Source organism: Aeromonas enterica, from assembly GCF_054052465.1.
Genome location: NZ_JBSTYL010000022.1, coordinates 21,383 through 34,162, shown reverse-complemented (window position 1 = coordinate 34,162; position 12,780 = coordinate 21,383). Strand labels below are relative to the sequence as shown.

Below are 12,780 nucleotides of genomic sequence, written 5' to 3'. Positions count from 1 at the left end.
ATGAAGCAGGCGAGGCCGAAGGTCTGCCCCAGCGACTTGAGCTGCCAGGGCTTGGTCAGCGATCGGCATAAACACAGTGATTAACGGCCATCGCGACAACGATGCCCGACCATGCCACGCACCGCTACCTCTGTTTGAGCAACACCCACATGATCTCTACTGCAAGGAGAGGTGGCTGGAAATGGTCTTGAACAGCACAGGATAGTCATCCTCGAAATGATGCGATCCCGGCAGGGTCACAGTGGTCACGTTGGGCTGCTGCAGACGGGGGCAGAGCCGCACGGGCGAATCGTCGTCCGCCCCCTGCACGCATAGCATGGGCAAGGAGTGGATGGCATTGACCTCGGGCTGGGTCGGGTAACTCCCCGCCTTGTCGTGCACCACCATGTCACTGACATGGATCTCAAAGTCGGAAGCAGTCGAGGGGGAGAGCATCACGGCACCTATCAGGCTCTTGCGATAGGGCTCAGGCAGCCGGTTGATGACGAAGGGCACTATCTCTGCACCAAAGGAGAAACCCACCAGCAGCCAGCGCTGGCGTCCCCAGCGAGACTGGTAATCCTCCAGCACGCGCACCAGATCGGCGGTCACCTGCTGTGGGTTCTTCTTCTTCCAGTAGTAAGTGAGCGAGCTCCAGCCGACCACCGGCATGCCGTGCAGTTGAAACTGGGCACTCAACCCCTTGTCGAGCGCCGCCCAGCCACCATCCCCGCTGAGAAACACCACCATGGGTGCCGACGAGGCTTGCGCCACCGGCAACTCCACCAGACTCAGATCGTTTTTCACCGACGCGGCAAAGAGCGGAAATGCACAGCACGCCAGCAGCAATAACAGGGCTCTCATGGCCGACTCCTATTTTTTTATCAGCCCAAACGGGCCTCGGCTTATCAGGGAAATCAAGTTGGTCAGGGTTCTGGGCAATACCAGCTTGCTGGTGCAAAGTAGATAGCGAGGTTCCCAGCGCGGGGAGAACTTCTCCTTGTAGCGTCTGAGCCCCTGAAAATTGTAGAAACGGCTGCCACGGGTAAAGATGGTATTGCCAAGCCGAGTCCAGTAGCCACTGAGGGGGTGATCGTTGAAGCCGGACATGGGCGCCATGCCGAGGTTGAAACTGGCATAGCCCTCGGCCTTGCCCCACAACAGCAGCTCGACGAACAGGAAGTCCATGATGGGTGCCGTGCCCGTATCTAGGCTGTAGCGCATCAGATCAATGGAAAGGCTCTCCTTGTTCTCGCTGACCCAAAGATTGGCAAACCCGACGATCTGCCCACTGTGCCGCACCAGCGCCGCCGGGCTCAAGCTGAGGTATGCCGGCTCGAAGCTGCCCACCGAGAAGCCCTTCTCCTTGCCCTGCTTGCTCTGCAGCCAGGTATCGGAGACCTCCTTCAACCTGGGTAGCAGCGCCGGTACCTGATCTGCCGCCACCACCTCGAATGACAACCCCTCCCGCTTGCCCTTGGCATGACTCTGACGCAGGTTGCGCAGCCGACTGCCGGCCAGATCGAAGGCCGGCAGATCGACGATGGCCTCCTCCCCCAGCTTGAACGGGATCAGTCCCAGCTCGAGATAGAGCGGCAGGTAGCGAGCCGACACCTGATAGAACACAGGGCTGGCATCGTGCTGATCGCACAGCTCGCGGAACTGCCACAGCAGCTCCTCGATAAGCTCCGGCTGGCCAATGGGATCCCCCATCACGATCCAGCCGTTCCCTTCAATGCCATACATGAGAAACGCCGCGCCGCCGGGGTGAAACAGCAGCGACTTGTCGCCAAGCTGGGCCAGGTAGCCATGGCCGCCCCCCTCGCGCACCACCAGCGCATGGGCGCGGGCCAGCTCCTCCTGCTCGGGTTTGCGCCCGGAGACCCGCAGCGGCGCCAACAGCTGGGCCACCCCGACTACGGCCAGCACGGCCACCACGCTGCCCATGGCCCGCAGACCACGGGATGCCGCGCCATGGGGCGAGAAATGGAACCAGAGGGCATGGTCATACTGCACCTGCCGGTAGGAGAAGAGCAGCAGCCACATGGCTCCCAGCAGCACGGCCCCCACCGAGATGAGCCAGCCCGGGGTGAATTGGGCATGGAGCAGGGAGCCCTTGCGGTAAAACAGGGCGCGACAGGGGGTGATGATGAGCAAAAAGAGCCCCAGCAACAGGGCTGACTCCCAGTCAAACCCCTTGAGCAGGGAGAACACCATCCCCAGCGCCAACAGCAACTGGGTGATGCGAAACGCCGCATCATGACGCCGGTAAAGACTGCGCGCCAGCAGGATCAACAACACGCCGCTGACACTGCCGAGCACGTGGGAGAGCTCCAGCAGATGCAGCGGCAATACCTGCAGAAACATCTCGATGCGCCCGCGCATGGTGGGGATCATTCCCGAGCAAAGCAGCAGGCTGCCGGCCGCAAAGGCGCCCAGGCTTATCAACGCTGGCAGGAACTCGCGCACCGCCGTCATGATGCCTTGCAATCGGTTCCAGCGCGCCTTCTGCTGCAGCAGCTCCTGGCTGGTGAACAACAGCAGGGCGCACAGGAAGGGCAGCACATAATAGATGCAGCGATAGAGCAGCAAAGAGGCCAGCAGCTTGTCCACCGGCAAGTACTTGGCGAGCAGCAGACTCATGCTCGCCTCAAAGACCCCTATCCCGCCAGGCACGTGGGCCAGCACCCCGAGGAAGCTGGCCAGCACGAAGGCACTGAGCAGCACCGGATAGGAGACGCTGTCCGCCGGCAGCAGCACGTAGAGCACGGCTGCGGCCGCCATCCAGTCCAGCAGCGCCACCAGCAGTTGCAGCAGCCGGGTTCTGAATACCGGCAGTACCAGCAGGTGCCCGCGCCAGGCAAGCGCCGGTTTTGGCCAGAACAGGTAGGCCAACACGACCAGTAGCGCCAATCCACCCGCCAGATTTAGCAGCTGATCGGCCCACAGCGGCCAGCCAGGCAACAAAGTGGAAGCCTCTCCCATCAGCAGGGCACTGCCCCCCCAGGCCAGCAGGCCCAGGAAGAAGGTGACGGAGCAGAAGACGATGACCCGAGCCACCTCTCCCGTACCAAGTCCGAGTGAAGAGTAGATCCGGTAACGCACCGACGAGCCGGTCAGCAGAGCAAATCCCAGTGTATTGGAGAAGGTGTAGGCGATGAAGGAGGTCACTCCGACCTGCTGCCAGGGCAGGCGCTTGCCGAGAGCATGCACCGCCAGCATGTCGTAGCAGCAGAGACAGGCATAGCTGAGCAAGGTCAACAGCAGAGCGCCACCCAGCAACGGCATCGGTAAAGACCAGATGGCCAGCCGGATATCGTGCCAGTGCCAGAGGTGAGTCAAACGATAGAGAACGGTCAACGCCGCCCCCAACAACAACAAGCTACATAACGGGCCTAACCAGGTGAACAGATGACGCCGCATTGCCAATCCCTTCCGACGCGGAGCCATGGCTGGCCGCATCATGTTGCTGAAAACGGCCACCAGCAACGGAGAGTGCAAACCACATCCTCGCGCCTTGACCTTTTATTGACCATACTGCGAGCCTGTAAGCGGTATAGTGGCACATTCAATATGTCCCCTACCCCAGTACACAAACCCGATTTGGCATGGCACCCCACTTTATATCGACTTTTTTGGAAAAGACGAGTCTCTGCAACGAAATAAATTACTCAGCCGCTGGCAGATTAATTCGCCAGCAATAACACCGGCTGTGTTGCCCGATCCGCCGCTCTGATTTTGCCGAATAAACAACCAGCGAGCTTATCATATTCACTGCCTAAAAAACGACCTGCACAAGCACAGGGAGGCTAGGCGGCAAGATGACCCATCAACACACAAATAAAAAGGGGAGCCAAGCTCCCCCTTTTTATCACGGCATACTTACTGAGTCGGTCGACACTGACTGAAAATATCCAGCTGCTTGTCATACACAACCGTACTCACATCCCATATTCCCAACACGGACGAGAAGAAATTGTCGTGGGAATAACGAATATTGGCCGCATTTTTCTGCAGGCAATCGAGATTGACCCCCTTGTCCCGCGAGAAACCGGGTGACATCCATACCTGCATCGGCACCCGAGTCTGATCATCCGGTGCAAACTTGTAGGGTGTGCCGTGCAAATAAAGGCCCAACGCCCCCAATGATTCGCCATGATCAGAAAGATAGATCAGCACTGTATTGTACTTGTCCTCATATTTCTTCAGCTTGTCTATCATCTTGGCGATCACGTAATCGGTGTACCGGATCGTGTTGTCGTAGGTATTTTCCAGCTCCTGATCGGTGCAATTCTCGATATCGCTGCGCTGGCAATCGGGCAGAAAATGACGATGGGAACCCGGATAGCGTTTGTAATAGGTCGGTCCATGACTGCCAATCAGGTGGAAACCTACCAGCTTGTCCCCTTTCATACTGGCCAGCTCATCGTCCAGCCCTTCCAGCACCACTTCGTCATGACAGGTGTTCTTGTCGCAGAACTTGGGGAAATCCTGCGGTTTCACCACCATGTTGGGCACCCGATCGCAGACTCCCTTGCAGCCACCGTCGTTCTCTTTCCAGAAGATGGAGATGCCGCTCTTTTGCAGCACGTCCAGCAATCCTTCACTATTGCGCGCCACATTGCCGTCAAACTCATTTCTCCCCATGTTGGAGAACATGCAGGGTACTGACACCGCCGTCGCCGTACCGCAGGAGCGGACATCGTTGAAAGAGATGATCCCCTCCTGCTTGCTGGTGAAGGGATTGGTCTCCTTGTGATAGCCATTCATGGAGAAGTTCTTGCCCCGGGCCGTCTCCCCTACCACCAGAAACATCATGGTCGGCTTGTCAGCCTTGCTTACCCGTTTGGCATCATCCCCCATGGTCTTGAAGGAGACGGGCTCGGCCAGATAGCGTTCATAGAGGTACTTGGTGGTGCTGTACATGTAGTTGGCCGGGGTTATCTCCCGGTTCAGGGTCTGGTTGTTGCGACCGACCGAAGCGTAATCCTGGTAATACGCCGCCGCAATGACGCCCAGTATCACCAGAGACAACAGCATGGAGAGCCCCCGCTGCAGCAGCCCCTGATACCATTTCGCCGGGTACTCTATCTTGATGAAAAACAGCAGTACAGCCGGCAAGACCCCGGCCAGCAGCACCCAGACGACGATGGGTACGCTCAGGTAGGAATAGGCCTCGCTCTGGTTGGTTTCAAAGATGTTCTGGATCATGTCGCCATCAAACAACACCTTGTATTTCATCATGGTGTAGCTGGCGATGGCGCCGGTGATAAACAGGAAGGCAAAGAAAGGCTTGACAAAATAACGTATGGAGAAAGGCATGAATACGAAGTTCAGGGCCGCGACCAGTACGATAGGAATGGATATGGCAAAACCAATCTTGAAATGCTCAAGCTGGGACAAGATTTCATAAAAATGCAGCAACACTGGCCAATTGAGCAGGAAGGCAAACATGAACGCCAGTAGAAAAACAAATGGAACAATTTTTATTTTAAGAAAAGAAGGCATTTTTATCTCCCTGTTACACTTCTTTATTACACCTGAACATGCGATCTCATGCTGGCGTTTTAATATTTGGCGCCGGATCATAGCAGAGCCATAAATGCACTGGATAGGATATTTTTAGACACTCTGCATAATGTGATCTATATCAATAATCGCAAAAAAATGCATGTTACCCCACCATGCTTAAGGAAAAATTAAGAAAAAAAATGTTACGCGAGCGCTCAAAAAATACCCGCCCACGCCTGTTTATTCACTCGGTTCAACCTGCCGACTGCACAGACTGATCTCTCTTCTGAAGAAATATGTCATGACTGTCTCTGCGTCTTAATCCTTTCTTAAGACTTCTCGGCGACGCTGTGCCCTGACGAGTCCTCGTCGAACGGTATCAGCGAGAGAGGGTTAACATGCATAGCAACAGCAACGCAGCAATCAGCAAGGTGCCAGAGATCACCCTGGCATTCTGGGTCATCAAAATTCTGGCAACCACGCTGGGAGAAACCGGTGGCGATGCCGTCTCCATGTCGATGAATCTCGGTTATCTGGTGGGAACGGCAATCTTTGCCGTCATTTTCTTTGTGTCGGTCAGCGCCCAAATCGCGGCGACCTCCTATAAACCCGTGCTTTACTGGACCACTATCATCGCCACCACCACGGTCGGCACCACACTTGCTGACTTTGCCGATCGCTCGCTTGGGCTCGGTTATGCCGGCGGCTCCACCCTGTTGTTCCTGCTGCTGATGGGCTCCTTCTTCACCTGGTACAAGTTCCAGGGCAACATCTCCACCGGCAGCGTCACCACGCCAGGTACCGAGATGTTCTACTGGATCACCATCATGTTCTCCCAAACCCTGGGGACAGCGCTGGGTGACTGGACCGCTGATGAAGCCGGTTTTGGCTATGCAGGCAGCGCCGTGCTGTTTGGCGGCATGCTGGCGGCCATAGTGGCAACCTACTACCTGACCCGGGTATCGCGTACCCTGCTGTTTTGGGCCGCCTTCATCCTGACCAGGCCGCTGGGCGCCGTAGTGGGCGACTTCCTGGACAAGCCGCTGAGCAAAGGAGGGCTGGAGCTGAGCCGTTATTCCGCCTCCTTCACTCTGCTGGCCGCCATCGCCGTGCTGGTGCTGCTCTCGACCCTCAAGTACCGGCGCCTGGCCAATGCCGAGCTCGATATAGAATAACCCCGATCACCGGAACAGGCTGCCAGCCTGTTCCGTCTATCTGCTTTCTAGACGTGACGCCACGGCCCTCAATTTTCGGCGAACAACACAACTGACTATCCTCTGAGAAAACAGCTCCTGTGCAAGGCAGATCACCATGACTCCGCACTCGCCTCGTCACACCCCTCTGAGCCAGATCCCGCGCGGCGTCTGGGTATTGGGATTCGTCAGTATGCTGATGGATATCTCGTCCGAGATGATCCACAGCCTGTTGCCACTTTTCATGGTGACAGTGCTCGGCAGCAGCGCCCTCACCGTCGGTCTCATCGAAGGAGCGGCGGAAGCCACGGCACTGATGGTCAAGGTCTTCTCCGGTACCCTGAGTGACTATCTGGGACGACGCAAGGGGCTGGCTCTACTGGGCTACGGGTTGGGCGCTCTCACCAAACCGCTGTTTGCCATGGCATCCGGCAACGGGCTCGTGCTCACTGCCCGACTGCTGGACAGGGTTGGCAAGGGGATACGGGGCGCCCCCCGCGATGCGCTGGTGGCCGACCTTACCCCGGCTGCGCTGCGGGGCGCCGCCTTCGGCCTGCGCCAATCCCTCGACACGGTCGGCGCCTTGCTCGGCCCCCTGTTGGCGGTAGGATTGATGCTGCTCTGGCACGACGATTTTCGCGCCATCTTCTGGCTTGCCGTCATACCCGGACTGGCCTCGGTCACCCTGCTCGCCATCGGCCTGCGCGAACCCGCACAACCCGGACCCGCCGTGCGCAGCAACCCCTTGCGACGCGACAATGTGCGCCGGCTTGGCGCCCCCTATCGCTGGGTCGTGCTCATCGGCGCCCTCTTTACCCTGGCTCGTTTCAGCGAAGCCTTTCTGGTGCTGCGCGCCCAGCAAACCGGCATACCGCTGGCCCTGGTGCCGCTGGTCATGGTGGCGATGAACCTGGTCTATGCCCTGTCGGCCTACCCTTTCGGTCGCCTCTCGGATCGCCTGTCTCACACCACGCTGCTGATATGGGGACTGCTGGTGTTGATCGCGGCCGACCTGACCCTGGCCGCGAGCCACCACTGGGCCGTCATGCTGACGGGGGTGGCACTATGGGGTATTCACATGGGGATGACCCAGGGGCTGCTGGCCGCCATGGTGGCCGCCACGGCGCCTGCAGATCTGCGCGGCACCGCCTATGGCCTCTTCAATCTGGTCAGCGGTCTCGCCATGCTGCTGGCCAGCCTGGTGGCGGGCTTGATGTGGGATAGCCTGGGCGCGGCCTTCACCTTCTACACGGGCGCGGCCTTCTGCCTGCTCACCCTGCTGGTGCTACTCTGGCGGACAGGTTCACTCCCCATAACCAAAACCTGACAGCGGATGAGAAACCAAATCACAGGCAGCAAAAAGCCCCAGACAACGAGGTTGTCTGGGGCTTTTCTGAAAATGGCGGAGGAGGTGCCCGCCGCAATCCAGTCCAATCCATTCTGAAGCAGCAAGATAAATCGCTATCTATCAGCATCTTGCATCCAACACCTGTCCAATCCATCCCAATCACATATTACCACTGCGCATGCTTGGTGGCATATTCAATTCCCAAGGAGGTTACCTGATGGCAATCCTCACCGATACCAAAGCTCGTAGCATCAAGCCGGAAGATAAACCCCTTGCTCATGGGGGCATCACTGGTTTGACCTTGCACCCTTCCACCGTCAAGGGAAGAGGAAAGTGGGTATTCCGTTATGTCAGCCCGCTGACGAAGAAACGGCGTAACGCCGGCCTCGGCACATACCCCGAGATCTCCATAGCTGACGCGGCTCGAGACACACAAGTGATGCGGGAACAGCTCGCGAATAATTTTGACCCACTAGAGATCCGGCTGCAGGAGCATAATAAGCCGCAGATCCCGACTCTGGAGGCATCTGCCAGACGGGTCTATGAAAGCTTGCTGCCGGGCTGGAAGAACCCCAAACATGGTAAGCAATGGATCAGCACGCTAGAGCAGTACACCTTCCCTACGATTGGCTCGCTCCCCATCGATACCATCACCCCCGCTCATATCGCTTCAGTCCTACAGCCGATCTGGTTGACGATCCCGGAAACGGCAAGTCGTGTTAAACAGCGACTGCACGCCGTGATGGCTTGGGCATGGGCTCATGGCTACACCTCTGCCAACCCGGTTGATGTGGTTAATCACTTACTGCCAGCGCAGCCAAGCAAATCTGTACGAGTAGAGCACCAGCCAGCGATGCCTTGGCGTGATATTCCGGTATTTGTGCAAAAGCATCTGAGAACGGCCCAACGTTTTGATGTAACGCGCTCCATGCTGGAGTTCTTGATCCTGACTGCTTGCCGATCTGGTGAGGTCCGAGCGATGAAATGGTCTGAAGTAGATCTGGATGCACGGATCTGGACCTTGCCTGCCGAGCGTATGAAAGCCAAGCAACAACATCGTGTTCCGTTATCTCTTCGTGCCGTTGAGATCCTTATTGTGCTAAGGGGATTACATGACGAGCTGGTATTTCCTTCTCCTAGAGATCAGGTTCCGCTCTCAGACACTGTGCTGACGATGTTTCTGAGAAGAACCAAAGCGGAAAGTTCTACTCCTGGTCGTCTGGCAACCGCACACGGCTTTCGCTCCAGTTTCCGGGACTGGTGCAGCGAACAAGGCTATGCCAGAGATCTCGCAGAACGAGCATTAGCCCATGCAGTACAGAACAAGGTGGAAGCAGCGTACCATCGCACTGACTTGCTGGATCAACGTCGACCTATGATGGATGCTTGGGCTGAGTTCGTGACTGGAGATCTACCAACCGAATAAGAAGGAAGCGGCCAGCCAGATGGCAGCTTCTCTCTTATTTGCTAATAACGAACAAGCGAACACTTCTGCAGATAACTCAGAGCAAACTAGGCTTATTAGTGGAGCCTCTCAAGCTGAGTTAAATTGGAGTTCATTGTACTTGAGCCACAACAGAGACTGGTCCAACCTTGCGCTTCTTAGCTGTCTCTTCCGAACGTTTTTGAACCTGTGTGCGCCAGTTCTCCTGCGCGAGGATGTCTGGTAGGGAGGGTACGAATAAGTACCCTCTACAAAGAAACTGAAATTTTTAGTCCTTCCAGTTCAACATGTTACAGATGCATGCTTTGTGTTTAGTGACTTATTCGTACCTTCACTAAGTCCAAATCAATTAATGCTATACCAAGTAAATATTAATATAATTAAAATCATCACCTACAGCAAGCAATAAATGTCATTACATGCTCATTAAAAAAATTATATCTCCCCGTAATTTCTTTACCTACATAAAATTTGGAGGATAATGTAGATGATAATACCAATGTAAACGTCTGCCGCACAACATCAATGGATGTTATATTGGAAACATGAAAATCAATTCCTCCTGCAGTTTCTGGCCAAAGTGATTTAAAAAGACTTTCTTTAGCAGAAAAAAGTAATAGTAGAGCTTTTTTATAAGCTAATGGTAATGATCTTAATAGAGTCCGTTCATTTTCAGAAGAAAACATATCAACAACGTTTAACAATACATCTGGGTTATTTCTCTCAATATCAATACCTAACGTTAATCCTAGTTTTTTGTTTGCCAGTACGACTATCACATAACTATCTGTATGAGATATGCTACCATGCCAGCCCAAGGGCCATACGGGCACTCCATTTTCTGAGTCCACATATGTCGACTTGGCCCCAGCTATTTTCAACAGACTTGAACAGCAATAACGACCAGCAAGAAATTCAGCTTTACGTCTCACTACTGACTGGCGTAATTTTTCGGGGAAAGGTTGCGTTAATTGATAAAAAAGTTCATCAGTATATGAGTCATCGTCGAACTCAATCAGGCCATATAAAATTTGAGGCCAATGTTTCAGATGGCCAAACTCACCTTTCTTGATGAATGGAGACAAAGAAAAATTATCTACCGGACATAAGCACATGATATAAACCAAAAATTATTTAGCTAAACATTATTAGATTCAAGCATGACATCATCAGGCATTATTTTCACCTGAAAGTTAAGCGAGTTAGCGATATAACATTTTTCATGAGCAAGATTATGCAAACTTATCGCCAACTCTATGTCTGACTCAGTGGAAATAACTACTTTAGGCATTAACATAACTTCAGTAAAACTATTTTTTAGCTCATCCATTATACCGCGAGGCATATCTTCATAACGTACTACCGTTACCCCAGCATCAGCACAGAGATGCAGATACCAGAGCTGGTGGCAGGCACTGAGGGATGCCAAAAGCATCTCCTCTGGATTCCAGCAGGAAGGATCACCTAAAAACTGCGGGTCTGCCGAGCCCTTCATCTCTTTGCCGGTGTTCCCCGTGATGTTGTACTCACGCCCGTAGGCTTTATAGCTCGTTGTTCCTTTTCCCCAGTTACCGGTCCAGGTCAGCGCAATCTGGTAAGAGTGAAGATGTTTTGACATAGGCTTGCCCTCAATAGCATTGATTAATCAGAGAATGAGAAACATTGGGTCAGATTCACGGCCGGATTCCCCGGCCGTACAAGCATAACGCCCTGCTCCGGCAACATCACCGCTGCCGCCACGGTACGTTCACGCCGAATGTCGCCGTTGTCGGCCACGCACAGAGGAGCCGCGCTGAACGGCGTGAAGCAGGCTTCACCGGTATGCGGACCGGACGCCAGAAACTCACGGGCCTTGGCCAGCCGCTGAAGCGACGAGTTCTTCGCGAAAATATTGATCGCATCATCGGCTAAAAAGTCCTGGTGCAGAAAGTGGTTGGTATGCGACGTCGTGCCGCCACCTTGCCGCATATTCCCCTGCGAAACGATACGCCACTGGTTGTTCAGGCTTTCTGCGCAGAAAGTCTGTTGCCGGTCACAAAGCGTAAACGAGCGCGAACTGGAAAGCGGCAACCGGGTCAGAACCTCCAGCGCTTTCTCTGCGCTGGCGCAGGTGTCCAGTATATGTCGGATCGCCAGATAAGGCGGAATACCCGGTTCCCATTTTCCGCCCAGCACCATATTCAGGCCGACGGCCAGCCCTGCCTGATTAATGCCAAGATACCCCAGCAGCCCGCCAAAGCTCAGCACCCGCGCGGGAATACGGGTACCCTGGCAGGCCAGGACGTGAATGAAATCATCCAGATTACCGTTCAGATCTACGGTCTGCGCCAGCCACGGCTCACTTGCCAGAGAAGAAAGCGTGGTGCAGTCTCCCCCCGTGGCAATCCGGTTATAGCCGAGGATCTCCCGCCGCAGTTGTAACAGCCAGGCCAGCGCCACCGGCATCTGCGCACCGACGGCCAGCCCGTCAATCTCCTGCGCAATGTCCGGTAGCCAGTGGGTGACGATCCGGCGATAGCGGCCGATTTTTTCCTCCAGCGCCTCCAGGGAGAGCGGAACGTCACTCAGCAGGTTGAGCCGGCACAGATGGTCGTCGGCAAATTGCCACAGTGCCTGACGGCACTGTTCGCCATGTTGAATCCCTCTGCTGTGTGCGTCACCCGACAGCCTGACAACCGGAATCACGGCGCTCATTGCGCCTCCGGGCGCGGACCGGTTTTCGCCCGGTGCTGCAAGGCATCGCTCACCCAGGGCCATTCGTCAGCGAGGACGCTGTAGAAAATAGCGTCACGGCGCCGACCGTCCGGCATAAAGTTGAAACTGCGCAGCACCCCCTCCTCTTTCGCCCCGATATTGCGCAATCCGGCCCTGGCCTGGAGATTAAGCACATCCGTTTTGAACTCCACCCGTATTGCGCAAAGCTCCTCAAACGCATGACGCATCAGCAAGTATTTGGCCCAGCGATTAATACCTTTGCCGCGAAAAGCCTCGCCGAGCCAGGACCAGCCGATTTCCAGCCGGGCTTCTTTTTCCACCATGTTGCCGAAGCTCATGCTGCCGGCAATCTGTCCGCTGGCTTTGTCTACCACGATAAATACGGCGCGTGCGCCCGTGGCCTGATCGCCGAGCATTGCATTGAAGAAGGTCTCAAACTCGTCATCGCTGCTGACGCGAAAAACGAAATAGCGCCAGATATGGCTGTCGCGCGCCAGGGCGCGAACACTCTCCCGATCGTCTTCACGGACGGGGCGCAGAATGACGTGCTCATTTTCCAGCGTTGCCGACGCCGTCGTTTGCCAGTTCAT

Annotated in this window: 10 protein-coding genes; 3 read left to right on the top strand and 7 right to left on the bottom strand. The window is 55.3% G+C overall.

The genetic code is table 11. The features are described from left to right. Positions 1-156: 156 nt before the first annotated feature. The 3 genes from ACW5XD_RS18915 to ACW5XD_RS18905 form a co-directional block, all read right to left on the bottom strand. On the bottom strand, positions 157-843 hold the full coding sequence (locus ACW5XD_RS18915; RefSeq protein ID WP_456496213.1) for an AcvB/VirJ family lysyl-phosphatidylglycerol hydrolase: 687 nt from the start codon (positions 841-843) through the stop codon (positions 157-159). Positions 844-852: 9 nt separating this feature from the next. Then, positions 853-3,402 (bottom strand): bifunctional lysylphosphatidylglycerol flippase/synthetase MprF, encoded by a 2,550-nt coding sequence (gene mprF / locus ACW5XD_RS18910; RefSeq protein WP_456496212.1) that lies wholly within the window; start codon positions 3,400-3,402, stop codon positions 853-855. A 459-nt stretch (positions 3,403-3,861) separates the two neighbouring features. Next, a complete protein-coding gene (locus ACW5XD_RS18905) occupies positions 3,862-5,487 on the bottom strand; it encodes an MCR-3-related phosphoethanolamine--lipid A transferase (RefSeq protein ID WP_456496211.1) in 1,626 nt (541 codons plus the stop codon). A 401-nt stretch (positions 5,488-5,888) separates the two neighbouring features. On the opposite strand from ACW5XD_RS18905, the gene ACW5XD_RS18900 reads away from it, so the two are divergent. The 3 genes from ACW5XD_RS18900 (at position 5,889) to ACW5XD_RS18890 (ending at position 9,457) form a co-directional block, all read left to right on the top strand. Beyond that, entirely contained in the window at positions 5,889-6,665 is a 777-nt protein-coding gene (locus ACW5XD_RS18900) for a COG4705 family protein (protein WP_456496210.1), read from the top strand. 136 nt (positions 6,666-6,801) lie between these two features. Next, a complete protein-coding gene (locus tag ACW5XD_RS18895) occupies positions 6,802-8,010 on the top strand; it encodes an MFS transporter (protein ID WP_456496209.1) in 1,209 nt (402 codons plus the stop codon). 238 nt (positions 8,011-8,248) lie between these two features. Further along, a complete protein-coding gene (locus ACW5XD_RS18890) occupies positions 8,249-9,457 on the top strand; it encodes a tyrosine-type recombinase/integrase (RefSeq protein ID WP_456496208.1) in 1,209 nt (402 codons plus the stop codon). A 407-nt stretch (positions 9,458-9,864) separates the two neighbouring features. Here ACW5XD_RS18890 and ACW5XD_RS18885 read toward each other — a convergent pair whose 3' ends face one another. The 4 genes from ACW5XD_RS18885 to ACW5XD_RS18870 are packed head-to-tail and all read right to left on the bottom strand — an operon-like array spanning position 9,865 to position 12,780. Then, the gene (locus ACW5XD_RS18885) at positions 9,865-10,560 is read right to left on the bottom strand and encodes a 4'-phosphopantetheinyl transferase family protein (protein WP_456496207.1); all 696 of its coding nucleotides are present in this window, start codon (positions 10,558-10,560) and stop codon (positions 9,865-9,867) included. A gap of 53 nt (positions 10,561-10,613) precedes the next feature. After that, on the bottom strand, positions 10,614-11,093 hold the full coding sequence (locus ACW5XD_RS18880) for an OsmC family protein (RefSeq protein ID WP_456496206.1): 480 nt from the start codon (positions 11,091-11,093) through the stop codon (positions 10,614-10,616). A gap of 23 nt (positions 11,094-11,116) precedes the next feature. Further along, positions 11,117-12,169, bottom strand: coding sequence for a C45 family autoproteolytic acyltransferase/hydolase (locus ACW5XD_RS18875; protein WP_456496205.1), 1,053 nt, complete (start codon positions 12,167-12,169; stop codon positions 11,117-11,119). Further along, positions 12,166-12,780: a GNAT family N-acetyltransferase gene (locus ACW5XD_RS18870; RefSeq protein WP_456496204.1), complete on the bottom strand. Its 615-nt coding sequence runs from the start codon at positions 12,778-12,780 to the stop codon at positions 12,166-12,168. The genes ACW5XD_RS18875 and ACW5XD_RS18870 overlap by 4 nt, the downstream gene beginning before the upstream one ends.